The organism is Kiritimatiellales bacterium, assembly GCA_041656295.1.
Lineage (GTDB): Bacteria > Verrucomicrobiota > Kiritimatiellia > Kiritimatiellales > Tichowtungiaceae > Tichowtungia.
This window is the reverse complement of record JBBADV010000002.1, coordinates 199,798-214,135: the sequence shown is the minus strand read 5'-3', so window position 1 is coordinate 214,135 and position 14,338 is coordinate 199,798. Positions and strand designations below refer to the sequence as shown.

Genomic DNA, 14,338 nt, shown 5'->3' with positions numbered 1-14,338 from the left:
CTTTCAACGTATATATGAATCTACGTTTACAACATTTCGCCGAATCCTACGCCGCGCTGGAACAGCGCGTTCAAAATTTCATTCATTCAATTTGTGCCGGCAGCTGCACGCTGTGCAGCACTTGCTGTTGTCGCGCCGATCTTTGCGAAGAGGCGCTCGACAGTCCGTTTCTGAAAATGCTTCACCGGCGCGATGAACTTGAGAGCGACGCCTACGGCTTTTTAACTGAAACCGGTTGCGCACTTACCGCCGGACGCCCGCCGGTCTGCTATGAATTTTTCTGCGCTGAACTGCTTGCCGGAATTGATGCAGAAACCGGCAATCTGCTTCGCATTGCCGGTGAACTGCTTCTCGCCGCCGGAAATATTTCCGGCGATCTGCAGATCGCCGATCTTTCCGCAGCAGAACTCGCCAGACTGGATCTCACCGTGCTTGAAAATCAACTGTGCGCCGCCGAAAACATAATGAATCAAATCAGTTAAACAGCCTCACCGCAAAACGGTCCGTATCTCGCCGGCAGCCATATTCCGTGCATAAAATGATTATCCACCGGCGCCGGACAGCATGAGACCGAGAATTCTCGGTGCAGGAATCCTGTTTGCTCTGCCAATGCGGCGGATCAAAAATGTGCTGTTTCTGGTGAATGACAAAGGGTTTATTCCGTATTGAGCGTTTCCGAATCTAACCGGATGCCGCTTTTACAATCCGCCCACAGAATTTACGCCGGTTTCTCTAATAAAAGGATTGCTTCCGCATCGTAAGATACAGTTCAATGGAATGGAACGGAATCGAAAGATTCAATAACACCAACCAAAAGGAGGACCGAATGAATGACCCAGACGACAGTAGTTGTCAGCGCATTCTTCATCAATCCGAAGTAATCCAGAATCTTTTGCTGCGCGTCGATCGCGCAAACGGTGTTATAACCTGCAAGCCGGCAAAGTGATCGGCCGGCGGTTCACCTCTGTTTGCGTTGCGGACGTGCGCAAGAAAATAGAGGTGAGCCATGAAAAAAGAAGATCCTATCTCTGTCTATGCGGCCGGAACCGCCGGCGCTGCGATGACGTCCAGTTATGCAACACTGCTGCCGGAATACACCGCCGTTCAGGCCATGGGACATCTGCGCGAAGTTGCGCCGGATAAAGAGACGATTTATTATTCATATGTTGTTGATCAAAACCGGCAGCTGCTCGGATTCGTTTCACTGAAAGATCTGATCCTCGCACCGGAACAGCGGCGCGTAGACCAGATTATGCATCAGGATTTTATTTTCTGCCGCGTTGATGACGATCAGGAAGACGCCGCGCGCACGATTCAAAAATATGATCTCATCGCGCTGCCCGTTGTCGACAGCAGCAATGCGCTTGCCGGAATTATTACGTATGATGACGCGATCGACATTATCGTTGAAGAGCAGACCGAAGACATTGAAAAATTTATGGCCATTACCGGCAGTCATGAAACGGCTGCCTATTTAAAAACATCGTCGCGGCAGCACTTTAAAAACCGCGCCGGCTGGCTGGTTCTGCTCGCCGTGCTCGGGCTGATTTCAGGGTTCATTGTCCAGCACTTTGAAGGACTGCTGATGCAGTTCACAATTCTTGCCGCATTCATGCCGATGCTCGCCGACACCGGCGGCAATACCGGCAGTCAGGCGGCCACACTGGTTATCCGTGCGCTGGCTCTGCGTGAGATCACCGCGCGCGATTCAGTCAAAATTCTCTATAAGGAATTCAAAGTATCCATTTTGCTGGCGCTGCTGCTCAGTATTCTAACGGCGGTACGCGTTGCTCTTTATTCCGGCAATGCAAATGTGCCGGGGAATTTTTCGCTGGTGCGAATGGGATTCGCCATTTCGCTTGCCCTGGGACTGCAGGTAATCACATCAACACTGATCGGCGCACTGCTGCCGCTCGGCGCCGCAAAATTAAAATATGATCCGGCAGTGATCGCCAGTCCGGCGCTCACAACTATTGTCGACATCACCGGTCTGGCTATATTTTTCTTCACCGTGAAAATCGTGATGGGATTATAATCTGGCGAATTCGGCGACCGGCGGTTACAGGATTTTTCAGACTTTAGGCTTTAATTCCTTCCGCTTTCTCTTTGCAAGGCACGCCGGGACGCCGTATGGTATCGGTTTTTTTGATATTTTAACCCCCTGAGGAGGATCCCGATGGCGTTGACCGAAGAAGAGCTGCTGACTCTGCTTGAAGCTGATCCCGTTCCGGCGGAAGAACTGGTGGAGGAGTTTGATGCGCTGGCCGCTGACGGTAAAGAAGTCCGTGCACTCGAGTGGGCGGACGTGGCGAAAGATGCATTGATGTACCGTAAACTTTTCGATGAAGCCATCGTCGTTTATGAATGGGCGGCGCTGCGGCAGGAAACGTCAATTGCTGCAGCTCAAAAAGCGCTGCTGGATATGTTTAATGCCAACCGTAAAGAGCAGAAATTCATTGAACCGGCATTCGCCAAAGCCTCTTCTACTGAAGAGGCTTTTTCGCGCCTGAAACATCTGCGCACGCTGAAAAAAGGCAAGCTCTGCTATTCCAAGACGTGGGGTTTCGGCGTTGTCAGCCGTGTCGATCCGTTTTATCAGAAACTCGAGGTTACATTTGAAAAGAAAGGCGAACACGAGCTTGCGTTCTCTTATGCCGCCGCAGCGCTTGATGTGCTCACAGAAGATCATCTGCTGGCCATCCGGCACAACCGCCCTGACGAATTTCTTCGTCTGCTGAAAGAAAACCCGGCGGAGGTGATTCGCATCACCCTGCGCAGCTACGGCCCTCAGCCGATTACGGGAATTCAGGACCATTTTGTGCCGGATATCCTCGCTACGGAAGCGGAGTGGAAAAAATTCTGGGATACAGCACGCAGGGATTTAAAAAATGATCCGCTGGTTGAAATCCCGGCGAAGCGCACCGATCCGCTGCGTTTGCGCCGCAAAGCAAAGTCGTATAACGAGGCATGGTTTGATAAATTTAAAAATGAACGCGATGTTCCGTCACTCTTCAGCAAATTCGACGAAATTCAGAATCAACAGTTCCCGGCATTCGAACCGTTTATGCAGGACGCAATTGCCGACCGGCTTGGCTTTGCAATAAAGGGCGGCACACTGAATCAGCCGGGCTGGATTGCGCGGGCACTGGTCTATTCCGGACAGTTTCATATCGAACCCGCCGGCGTTGATCATTTGGCTGAGTTGAAAAAACTGGCGGAATGCGAAGAGCTGCCGGTACTGCTCGAAGAGCTGCCGGCGCGTTTTGTGCATGCGTTCATTAATTTGCTGTTCACTGCAACCGAAGCAGCCAAAGGTGTTCTGCTGCGCCGCTTGCCGGAATTGGGGTTCGCCGCACTCAATGAAACAATGGAAGTGCTGATTCGCAGCGGCGCCGGCGAGGAATTAAGCGGGCGGATTCGCGATACGGTTCGCAAGCGCGAGTGCACTCCGGCGCTGCTGCTCTGGATTCTGCGCAATGAAGATCGCACCGCCGGATGGAATCTGACAGACCGCGCTGATCTGGCACTCCAGACAGTTGAGCTGATTGAACAGGAACACAGCGGCGCGGCGCTCCGTGCACAGAATCAGTTGCGCGAGCAGATTGAGAATACGGCAGTATTAAAAACAGTTCTGGCGGAGATGAACGATTCACAGCGCCGGGATTTTATGCGCCGCATCAGTGAATCACCGGTGTGGAGTAAACTTGACCGGCAGAGTCTGCAGGCCAAAATGATTAAACTCAGCCCCGATCTGCATGAGGTGGTTCTCAAGAAAAACTCCGGCACCGCGCCGAAAGAAAAGAAAAAACGAATCACATCGTATCGTACCTATAACCAGCGCAAACACCACTTTGAGGTCATCCTGAAAAAAGAAATTCTCGAAAACTCGCGCGAAATCGAACTCGCGCGCAGTTACGGCGATCTGCGTGAAAACGCGGAATATAAATACGCCAAAGAAAAGCAGCGGCTGCTCGGACTGCAGGCAGAGGAACTTCAGAACGCGCTCGATGAAGTAAGGCCGACAGACTTCGCCGGTTTCCCTGCAGATGCTGCCGGAATTGCCACCGGCGTTGAACTGGCGTATGCCGGCGGCCGGCGCGAAACATGGTTTATCCTCGGCGAGTGGGATCAAAATGAACCGCTCGGTATCATCTCCTGTCAAACGGGAATGGCGCAGGCGCTCATCGGAAAAAAGCCCGGCAGTTGCGTCACGGTTCCGTCCGCAGAAAAAGAAACCGTTGAAGCAGAAATTATTGCGGTTACACCGCTGCCGGAGCATATTAAGGAGTGGATTAACGGAACAGGATATGGAAACGCTTCACGAGTGGATTCAGACAGGATTTAATATCGCTATGCAGGCGACATTTACAGTGTCGGCGGCATATTTTCTTTTAACCGTTGTTGTGCTCATCCGGCGCCGTAAAAAAACGCCGGCGACTGCCGGAGGAAAAAACCTGCCGCGTGTCACCGTTCAAATTCCGACGTATAATGAACTCGCCGCGCTCAACTGTGCAAGGCGCTGTCTGGAATTTGACTATCCGGGTGACCGCCTTCAGATCCTGATCGGCGATGACAGCAGTAATTCCGGAATTTCCAAACAGATTGACATCTTTGCCGCTAGACATCCGCGCGTTAAAGTCTGCCGGCGCGGCAGTAATACCGGGTTCAAGCCCGGCAACCTGAACCATATGCTTGCTGAAACCACCGGCGATTATATCCTGATCTTCGACTCCGATTTTCTGCCGGAAAAAGATTTTCTCCGGCGCATCGTTCAGCCTGTGATCGAACATCCTGAACTCGCCGGCGTACAGGCTTCGTGGCGCATTTCAAACACGCACCAGAATTTCACCACACTGCTCGGCGCCGGAATTATCAACATCATTCACATCGTCATCCTGCCCTGGCTCAAACACTTCGCAAATACCGGCGTTTTTTGCGGTTCCGGCGAACTCATCCGCAAAGATTTGCTCATTGAAAACGGCGGCTGGACACCCGGCGCACTGACTGAAGATGTCGATTATTCCCTGCGCACTATCGCCGCCGGCAACCGCATCGCCTATCTGCACGATCTGCCGATCGCCTGTGAAGTTCCCTATACACCGCGTGATCTTTTCCGGCAGCAGATGCGCTGGGCGTATGGCGTCATGCGTGCTTTCATCAAGAACGGGCGCACGCTCTTCTTCTCGCGTATCACGCATGCGCGCGCTAAAGCCGCCGCCATCTGTTTCGCCGGCGGCTATGCCATGGTCATTCTGTTTATGCTCACGCTCATTCTCGGGGTGCTCAACGCCGCCAGCGCATGGGGTATCGATGACATCGCTGCACCGGTTTCTGCCGGGGTCATTGGTATTCAAACAGCGCTCAATTTTCTCTTTGCCAGCGGGATGCTCGTTTCAAGTTTATGCGCCAGCTTTATCGCCGGCGCCAGCATCCGAAGCCTCTGGAGACTCATCCTTGCATCCTTCACCATCGGTATCGTCCTGCTCTTCTTTATCAGCAAAGGACTCACCTGTGCCGTATTCGGACTTCCGATGCAATGGTTTATAGTGCACAAAAACGGCAACAGCCTCGCCGCCGGAAATGTTGAACCGGAACCTTCTGCTGTATAAATTGTGGAAGAGGCTTCCAGCCTCTGGTCAGTGGCAGGATGCCGCTTCCACTATTTCACCGGCGTCACACCTTTTTTCAAAATCAGATTGCCGTATTTGGCGAGTTCGCCGGTAACTACGCAGGCATAAGCGCTTTGGGCACGCTCATAAAATTCAAACCGGCCGATGCGTTTGACTGGTGATGGATTTGCACCGCCCTTGCGAATCGCGGCGAGATAACTCTCTTCAACCGCCGGATCCAGTTCGTCACCGGAAACCGGCGCCATCATAATCAGCGGATCGTCATAACTGTCGAGTTCAAACAGCGGAATAATGCCTTCAAGCAGCGCCGGAATCCGGATACCGTCAGCGCGAATAACTTTTTTGCAAACCGTGTGTCCCGGGAAGTGTGCGTCCGACAAAACAATCTCGTCTCCATGCCCCATCTCCGCCAGCACTTTTAATAATTCCGGTGCAATCACCGGCGAAATTCCTTTTAACATACTGTTCCTTTACGAAAGAAGTTCTTCATCAAAACATACCGCGACTTTACCGCATTTCCCTGAAGCCATCAATGCGTAAGCTTCCGAAGCTTTTTCGAGCGGAAAGCGGTGTGTGATTAAATCAGCGGGATGGATGTTCCAACGCACGATCCGTTCAACGAGTTCTCCATGCGCCACAGATTGGTTACCCACGATCCGGTCAGTGTTTTCTGATCGTGAATCATACAGCGCTTCCTGAATTTCCGACGGCTGATGCATATTGTGAAGCGCTGCAAAAATTAATCATACCGCGCGGCAGCGCCAGGCGACGGATCGTCGCGACTCGTTTTCTACCGGAGCCGAAATAATGTTCCCTGCCGGAAAGATACGTTGTATATCCCGCAGCTTTCAACTGGTCGAGCAGACTGTCGTCATCCACCGGCGGAAAAACGCCGCCGCCGGCATATCCGGATGTTAATGGATAGATTCCTTTCATCAGAGAAATCCGGCTCGGAACACATAACGGATCTGACTACAAACTCTTTCATAAAATCCTCCGTTTTTTTAAGCGGAGAAATTACCGGTACAGAAAACATTCCGCAACCGGTGAAACATTAAAGCGATTAACCCGGCGCAGTACAGTACGCTGACTGCGCCGGTGTTATTCATCACTCCAGCGTAAACCATCCCTGTTTTTCGACATCTATTTTGACAACGCCGCCGAACAGCGGCAGATATCCCTGCCGCGCTTTTGTTTCATCGGAATCATCAATCGCCATTCCAAAAGAAATTCCGTCATTATTCGTCAATCGCAGATGATCGTAAAACAATACAAGTTCATAAATTGTACGATTATCTTCTGTTCTGACAACCGCCCAGCGTTTCTGTCCGGCCCAATTCCCTTCCGCCCAGCGATGTCCTGCCGGCCAACGATAGCCGTATGCAACCTCTTCGCCTTGAGTCAGAGCAAGGCCCAGCTTGTAAAATTCCGCCGGCAGTTCCTGTTTATTACCGGGGCGAACGCCAAGCACAAATTCAATGCCGTCGCCCTGCCACATCGTCGCCGGCGGATGTTCATTCCAATGGATCGAATCGGTCACTTCAACCGCCAATGCCAGCCACTTTTCGCCGTGCGCCAGCGCAACGCGTGCTTTATTTGCCGGAATATATTCCGAACCGTCGCGATTCAACCGGACAAACCGTTCCGCCGGAATTTCCATCCACCGGGCGTTTGTCCATTCATTCAGATTTCCATCCGCCGAAATAAAGCCGCTGAATTTTGGAATCTCGCGGAAGGTTGTCCGCGATTTTATTTCAACCGGCGGACGGTCGCCGGACATCAGCCGGATGGTAAACACGGGATCTTTATCATATTCATTTGCCGGAAACGGCTGATTCATTTTCCATGTCAGCCGGACGGTTTCGCCCGCCGGCACAGTCACATTCTTCCAGAGTTTTGTTTCGGGAAACAGACGGCCTTCCGGCGGAGATACGGTTTCAATATTTCCGTTCCATGCCGAGCTGCCGCGATTCTGTAAAACGATATCGGCTTCCTTTCCGCCGCTCTTCACATTTCCAATCACTTCAACACTCAGCTCCGGCACAACAGTCAGCGCATCAAACACGAAGGCGCGGTCTTTACCGGCGGCGTCTGACAGGCGCCACCGCAATGTATAGTCGCCATTCAAAACGCCGGCGGGCATTGAAACGTTCCACGATTGACGACCGGCGGACTCCGCCGTCCATCCGCGCGGCAGCACCGGCGCAACCGTCCATTCCGTTGCGGCGCGTGCGGAAATTAATCCGCCGTTTTGCGAAACCGCAAACGCCGGCGCGGCCGGAAACACTTCGCCGGCGTTGATAATTTCTACTTCCGCTTTTGAAATAACCATCACCGGCGCGCGGCCAACTTCAATAATCACTCCGTTCTCTGACGGATGCAGCACCGTTGTTCGTCCGAGCGCTTCAATGACCGTTAACTCACCGGCGCCCTTCCAGCCGGCGCGCGCGCGTTCGCCGTCCGCCCAGATCATGTCCGTCCGCTCATCGCCGCGCATGAACGACATGATATGAAGGCCGTTCGTCAGCACCGGCCCGTTAAGCAGTTTCGCGCCTTCGAGCACGCGGCTGAGCTGTGCGTAGGCAAACAGACTGGCCGTCGGGAAATCGCCGTCGCCGGAAACAAGAAACTGATTCGCAAACATCTGTGTTGTTCTGTCGTCGATGGTTCCCCAGAGAAATTCATAAAACTGCGTGCCGCCGATGGCGAGCCAGCTTGAAACATTACGGAACAGTCCGCGCGCGATTTTACGCGGATCAACCGTAGGCTCGCCGGAGCCTGTAACCACGCCCAACTCGCTGGCGATCACCGCCGGTTGATACCCGGCGTCGCGGACCAGCTTCAGCCGGTCGTTCAAATCAAGTACGAGATTAAAATCGCCGTATAAATGATAATCGACGGAATCCAGATGATCATAAAATCCGCGTTCAAGCAGATAGGTGACAATCTCCGGCGTGAATCCGCCGTCCATGCTGATGATTGCATCCGGACGAACGGCACGAAACGCAGCCGCGCCGGCGCTCATCAACTCAACAAACTTATCCAGATATTCCGGGCGCGGATCACGGTCGCGTTCATTCAGCATTTTGAAATAGATAAATTCTTCCGGCATCGACCCGGCCACATTCGTCATCCATTCTTTAAACGGTTCGACCAGCAGATGCTGCTTATTGCCGCGATGGAACCAGTCCGGATCCAGCGCCCAGTCCGGCGCCGGAACCCCGAAAATCTGAATCAGCGGCATGAAGCCGTTATCATAAAGGCGTTTGGAATCTTTAACAAACTGCCCGTCGGCAATCTCCTGCGGGACATCCCGCTCCGGCTGATACCAGCGCTGCCCGCGCTGACGAACCCACTGAATGCCGGTACGGCGCATCATTTCCATTCCGCGCGGTGTAGTCGATGCATTGCTGCCGATCATTCCGAATGGAGAGTTCAATTGAGCTTCGCGCGATATCGGCTCGCGCGCCGGCAGAATTCCGAATCCGATCAGCGCAGTTTCCGATTGAATTCCGGTTCCGGTCAGTTTCAAATTCAGTTCAAGCAGTTCACACGGCACATCGCGCACAACATCCGCCGGGATCGTAATCATAACCTCTTGACTGCCGGCGACAGACTGCCCGGCGCTCCATAAGATGCCGCCGTCCCGGTCAGTCAGTTTTATTATAAGTTTTTCCCAGCTTCCTTCGGATGGGAAAATTGAAAACGTCACCGGCTCACCGGGAGAAAAGAGCGGCAGATTATCTTTATTTGAATCCTTTAATGCATACGCTCCGTCGCGAAAACGGAAAGCCGGCGCCGGCAGCAGCGCGCCGCCGGAATCCATCGCATTGGCGGCGGAACGCATATATAAATCCGTCAGCCATGCCGTACCATCACCTTGGGCAAATCCGAATTTAAACTGAATCTGCATTGCGCTGGAAGGGCGCCGGATGAGCTTCTGAATATAAATCCAGTCGAACGCTAAAAGAGTTCCTGAGCTCAGCGAAAAGCGCTCCTGCTGCTGGATATCATAACTGTTAAACACCGCACCGTCGCCCTGCACAGGATTTCCATTTTTATCAAACCACTGACAGGTTACAGTGGATCGAAAACTCGGATCTTCAAAATATAAATCTTTTAATTTCATCCAGCCGGAAACAATCCATTGATCTTCGCCGTCCGGCAGCGGAATTTTATCTGATAAAAACTCCGGTGTTCCCGCGCCGCCGATCCGTTCAATCCGCAACGACGGGTTGCCGAATTCACTGCGTACGACAGTTGAATCAAATGTTGCCGGGCCGGAAGCCGCCCAGCTTTTAATCTGTATTGCATCCGCGCCGTCCGCCGCAAATGACAGCACCGAAAACATCGCCGTAAAAATGATTGAAACCATTTTCTTTCCCCCGCTAAACATAATTTTCACTCTTTTTTTAAAAAATTTCTTTACGTCTGTGCGGCGCACAAAGGACTGCACGCCCTGCCATTTTTATCCGCGCTTATGCCGGTTTATTTTATTTTCTCCCGGAATTTCAAAATACAGATTGCGCCCGTCCCGCATCGAATACGGCTGTGATGTTTTCCACAATGAGGGAACCCGCTCAGTCGTTGCTGCAAAAAACGGCGCAGCATGTATTTCAATAAATTCCGCAATTTCCGGTGCGCGTTCATCGCGAACGTTGTTCAATTCCTGCGCATCATTATGCAAAAGCCGGATATCGTAAATAAATCTAACGTGACGGGCTCCTGAACTGCACTAACGTTACGTTATCAATATAAAAATCAGTTCCAACACCTTCATTATTCATTGAAAATACAAGACGAGACAAATTGCTTACAGCGGTTACAAATTTGGCATCAGAAAATGTCAATACCGTACCGCCGGAAACATCAGTAATAGAAATAGCATAAGTGCTGGACGCAAGATCAGTCGTCAGCGTCACGCGATACCATGCATCATTGCTAAGCGCAACACCGGTAGTGTGCCAGGCCCCGGCGGAGAAATACTGAACATATCCTGACGTATTCATACTTAACGTTAGTGCTACGGTGCTGCCCGACCTCAAACTGACTACCGGTTTGTGTGCGCCATTCACACACTTGTAATCAAACGTAACCGACACATTCCCCTTTGCATTAAAATTCATAGACGCAATAGGCTGCTTACCGTCTCCATTATCATACATGCGAAGCGACTGTCCCGCTCCCCCGTCAAATCCGGACCCGCCGGAAACAACCGTGATTGTCTGATGATCATTCACATTCGCCACGAACCACCTGCCTTGATTGGCAAGATCGCCCGCCGCATAACTGTCAAAATTCTCGGAAATTATACTTCCGCGAACACCGGCAACACTTACCAACACCAGCCCCGCCATAATTTTTACTAGTGATTTCATCGTACCTTTCTCCTTTGTTAACCCGCCTAACCTCTCAACTCAAAGACAACTCTGAGACGCTGCTCTGTGATGAACCCAAAGATCATGATGACGTTCAGGAAGAAGTTTAAAACTGTTCTTACCAGAAAAAACATCACTCTTCTATCGACACATTGTTCGTCGAAAACGAACTAGCGTCGACAAAGTTATTCGCGTCAAGTACTGCCTCAGGACAGTTGCTTAACACAATGACCGTATTCATTTCCGGAAACGGATCATTGTTCTTCAGAGTTGTTTTCATAAATTGATTACCAGTAATATTTAAATGCGTTGTATCGCTGACAAAAATACCGGCATACGGGGCATCAATGATCTGGTTGTTCATAATATTGACACAATCGAAAACCGGCACACTCACACCGTCCCGGGGATTAAGAGTGACGCATATTGGTATATTGGATGGCGAATCCGGTCTCACTTTATAAAAAACATTGCCGGAAATTGACAGATTGCTAATCACCGAACCAATCAACCATCGATTATCCAAGCGCATTCCGATTCCCTGCGTATAATCAAAAATGCAATCGCTTATTCTTCCTCCAACACCGGTGGCACGAATTCCCAATGCCCAGTTGTTTCGAATGTAACAGTCCGTGATTTCAAATCCCGAAGCCTGCCATAAATCCGATATGGCATAGGAGTTGGCTGCGACCTCCACCGGACGGTCCAGTGTGATACAGTACGGACGCAACGCGTCCATCAGCTCTGCTATCCAGGAAAACGGCAGTCCCGGGGGGAGAGCGGATTTTTCCCCCGGAGCCTCTTCGATTGCAGTCACAATCGCTTCCCCTTCTTTTACAAATTCAGTGCCGGTAAAGAATTCATACCGCGACCCGACCTCCGCATTGATGTCCACATCCTTCGATCTGGTTGCCACAATGAGTTCCTGTGGAGATTTCTGTCGTAAAACAAACGCATTCATTCCGGGCATAGCAATCGCATCATCCATTGAGGCTTCGACTACGCACTGAAACAAACGGGGGCCTACGACATTGTTCCGAAGATGAAATCCATCCATATTACTCGAAACCAGACGGCGGGTATTCGGCCTGCGCACGAGCCGGCAGCCGTCTAACTCAAGACCCCTCGAAACTATGCTTTCAACACCGAATCGCCCCCCTCCGAATAAATGAACATTTAACAATTTAACATCGCTGCACGCGGTCATATACAAAGGCGATTTCCCGTAGTAACGAGGCGTCAGAGCGACCAAATCGCCCGCTGCAATACCCCAACCCGGTTGTGCACGGGATTCTTCACGAACGGCCAATTGCACACGGGCTTTACGTGTAGTCGCATCGTATTCAATTGGTAAGGACTTGTCATGTCCGGCAATCCAGAGCGGAGCTAAGGGCAGCCCCGCGCTGTCGTCCGCCGTAAAAATATGAATTTGTCCTGTTTTTTTCGGCGAAAAACTTTGGTATTTCTGCATTGCCCCCTCAAACCCGGGGTCCAGCACAAACTCGAGACAGGCCGGAGCCGTGGTTACAACACGAGAGACGGTGCCTTGAACATAAGGCAACGGATCGTAATCAACCGTGAAATTCTTAAGCAAGACATTCGAACACCCGTTTAGATCAAATAGTCGGCTTGCCATATCCGTCAGCCAAAAAACAGCCCCGCCACCGTCAATCGTGAGGTTGTGAACATTAGTCAGCGAAAAAACCGCTTGTTTCGAGTCACCCACACGATAATTTCCGGCAGAAATAATAATTTCATTTGCACCGGAAGAAATCTCACTTAACACACGTTGCACCAACTGTGCCCCGTCTGTTCGTTGCAGTGCTTTATCTTCACTGCTCCAAGACGCGATTTCGGGAGGGTAGGCATAATTTGTACAAACTGATGCCGATGGAATGAAAGTGAAGCCCGCTCCGCGATGCCGCACCTGGAATGTACCCAGCACATCTACAGCGTCTATACTGCCAGCCTCTAACGCGTAAAACCCATCCGGCATACCTTCGAAGCTCAGAACATATGATGCGAACCCGTTCATTTCGGAACAAGCGCTTCGCACGATTGATCCGGCAGAGCCTGCCGTTTCCGCGACAGGACGCACCCAAACATTCCTTGACTCAGGCAGGCTCGGCAAATCAAATGTCACAGTAGAAGATTCCGGCATCATTTTAAGATTGGCTGGCGATAAGCGGGTCGGCGCCGGTTCGGAGCCCCTGACCGATATGATCGCTCCCAAAGGTGTTGCTGCGGCGCCTTGTCCCGCCCCGACGGCTTCAGCACCGCATCCAATGAAGCCCATCGTCAATATTGACAGGCAAACATGCATGCGCCGCCTATAAGAAACTGTCCTAAAACCGTATTTCGGCGCTTGTTTTATGTTTTTTAACATATCACACCTTTTTTACACAAATTTTCAAAAACGAACCTCCCCGTGGCAAGCCACGGGGTATTCTGCGACCGATTTCGATAATGAAATCAGAACTGTAGACTCCTTCTGCACATCATTATGCAAAAGCCGGATATCATGAACAAACCCAGCGTGGCGGGCTCCGGAACAAGGGTTACGTTATCAATATAAAAATCAGCTCCAATACCTTCATTTTGTGTTGAAAATACAAGACGGGACAAATTGCTGACAGTGTTTACAAATGGGGCATCAGAAAATGCCAATACCGTACCGCCGAAAACATCAGTAATAGAAATATCGTATGTGCTGGACGCAAGATCAGTCGTCAGCGTCACGCGATACCATGTATCATTGCTAAGCGTAACAGTAGCACCGGCATTGTGCCAGGCCGCGCCGGTGTGATACTGAACAGATCCTGATGAATTCATACTTAACGTTAGTGCTATGGTGTTGCCCGACCTCAAGCTGACTATTGGTCTTTGTGCGCCATTCACATGCTTGTAATCAAACGTAACCGACACATCACTCTCTATTGCATCAAAATTCATAGTCGCAATAAGCTGCTTATTACCGGCTTCATTATCATACATACGAAGCGACTGCCCCGCTCCCCCATCAAACCCGGACCCGCCGGCAACAACCGTGATTGTCTGATCAGCAATCGTATTCGCCGTGAACCACCCGCCTTGAGCGGCAAGATCGCCCGGCACATAACTGTCAAAATTCTCGGAAATTATACTTCCGCGAACACCGGCAACACTTACCAACACCAACCCCGCCATAATTTTTACTATTGATTTCATCGTACCTTTCTCCTTTGTTAACCATACCTGCCTCTATTCACTGGAACAGACCATTCCATTCCAACACGCGTTCGATCATTAACGATAGCTAAGCTGTATCAGTCACGATCAGATGCTATACAT

At 51.1% G+C, this 14,338-nt stretch carries 10 protein-coding genes and 1 pseudogene; 4 read left to right on the top strand and 7 right to left on the bottom strand.

What is annotated here, in order from left to right; all coding sequences use genetic code 11:
• Positions 1-14: 14 nt before the first annotated feature.
• The 4 genes from WC959_02150 to WC959_02135 all read left to right on the top strand — a co-directional run bounded on the left by WC959_02150 (position 15) and on the right by WC959_02135 (position 5,609).
• Positions 15-482, top strand: coding sequence for a hypothetical protein (locus tag WC959_02150; GenBank protein MFA5687944.1), 468 nt, complete (start codon positions 15-17; stop codon positions 480-482).
• A 524-nt stretch (positions 483-1,006) separates the two neighbouring features.
• The gene (gene mgtE / locus WC959_02145) at positions 1,007-2,035 is read left to right on the top strand and encodes a magnesium transporter (protein ID MFA5687943.1); all 1,029 of its coding nucleotides are present in this window, start codon (positions 1,007-1,009) and stop codon (positions 2,033-2,035) included.
• A gap of 141 nt (positions 2,036-2,176) precedes the next feature.
• The gene (locus WC959_02140) at positions 2,177-4,345 is read left to right on the top strand and encodes a GreA/GreB family elongation factor (protein ID MFA5687942.1); all 2,169 of its coding nucleotides are present in this window, start codon (positions 2,177-2,179) and stop codon (positions 4,343-4,345) included.
• Entirely contained in the window at positions 4,308-5,609 is a 1,302-nt protein-coding gene (locus WC959_02135) for a glycosyltransferase (GenBank protein MFA5687941.1), read from the top strand. The genes WC959_02140 and WC959_02135 overlap by 38 nt, the downstream gene beginning before the upstream one ends.
• Before the next feature lie 50 nt (positions 5,610-5,659).
• On the opposite strand, the gene fucU is transcribed toward WC959_02135, so the two are convergent.
• The 7 genes and pseudogenes from fucU to WC959_02100 all read right to left on the bottom strand — a co-directional run bounded on the left by fucU (position 5,660) and on the right by WC959_02100 (position 14,215).
• Positions 5,660-6,091, bottom strand: a complete 432-nt coding sequence (fucU, locus tag WC959_02130; GenBank protein ID MFA5687940.1) for an L-fucose mutarotase — start codon at positions 6,089-6,091, stop codon at positions 5,660-5,662.
• Between the two features lie 220 nt (positions 6,092-6,311).
• Positions 6,312-6,587 (bottom strand): annotated as a pseudogene (locus WC959_02125) (hypothetical protein).
• Positions 6,588-6,738: 151 nt separating this feature from the next.
• Positions 6,739-10,005, bottom strand: coding sequence for a hypothetical protein (locus WC959_02120; GenBank protein MFA5687939.1), 3,267 nt, complete (start codon positions 10,003-10,005; stop codon positions 6,739-6,741).
• A 93-nt stretch (positions 10,006-10,098) separates the two neighbouring features.
• On the bottom strand, positions 10,099-10,296 hold the full coding sequence (locus tag WC959_02115; GenBank protein ID MFA5687938.1) for a hypothetical protein: 198 nt from the start codon (positions 10,294-10,296) through the stop codon (positions 10,099-10,101).
• A 43-nt stretch (positions 10,297-10,339) separates the two neighbouring features.
• Entirely contained in the window at positions 10,340-11,008 is a 669-nt protein-coding gene (locus WC959_02110) for a hypothetical protein (GenBank protein ID MFA5687937.1), read from the bottom strand.
• Between the two features lie 133 nt (positions 11,009-11,141).
• Positions 11,142-13,394 carry a right-handed parallel beta-helix repeat-containing protein gene (locus tag WC959_02105; protein MFA5687936.1) on the bottom strand — a complete coding sequence of 751 codons (2,253 nt, stop codon included), beginning with the start codon at positions 13,392-13,394 and terminating at the stop codon, positions 11,142-11,144.
• Between the two features lie 86 nt (positions 13,395-13,480).
• Positions 13,481-14,215, bottom strand: a complete 735-nt coding sequence (locus WC959_02100) for a PEP-CTERM sorting domain-containing protein (GenBank protein MFA5687935.1) — start codon at positions 14,213-14,215, stop codon at positions 13,481-13,483.
• Positions 14,216-14,338: the final 123 nt, after the last annotated feature.

What these genes read in the sequence shown, in the direction of transcription:
- WC959_02150 (MFA5687944.1), top strand. Translation starts at nt 15, where the DNA reads ATGAATCTACGTTTACAACATTTCGCCGAATCCTACGCCGCGCTGGAA.
- fucU (MFA5687940.1), bottom strand. Translation starts at nt 6,091, where the DNA reads ATGTTAAAAGGAATTTCGCCGGTGATTGCACCGGAATTATTAAAAGTG.
- WC959_02110 (MFA5687937.1), bottom strand. Translation starts at nt 11,008, where the DNA reads ATGAAATCACTAGTAAAAATTATGGCGGGGCTGGTGTTGGTAAGTGTT.
- WC959_02100 (MFA5687935.1), bottom strand. Translation starts at nt 14,215, where the DNA reads ATGAAATCAATAGTAAAAATTATGGCGGGGTTGGTGTTGGTAAGTGTT.
- WC959_02140 (MFA5687942.1), top strand. Translation starts at nt 2,177, where the DNA reads ATGGCGTTGACCGAAGAAGAGCTGCTGACTCTGCTTGAAGCTGATCCC.
- WC959_02135 (MFA5687941.1), top strand. Translation starts at nt 4,308, where the DNA reads ATGGAAACGCTTCACGAGTGGATTCAGACAGGATTTAATATCGCTATG.
- WC959_02105 (MFA5687936.1), bottom strand. Translation starts at nt 13,394, where the DNA reads ATGTTAAAAAACATAAAACAAGCGCCGAAATACGGTTTTAGGACAGTT.
- WC959_02120 (MFA5687939.1), bottom strand. Translation starts at nt 10,005, where the DNA reads ATGGTTTCAATCATTTTTACGGCGATGTTTTCGGTGCTGTCATTTGCG.
- mgtE (MFA5687943.1), top strand. Translation starts at nt 1,007, where the DNA reads ATGAAAAAAGAAGATCCTATCTCTGTCTATGCGGCCGGAACCGCCGGC.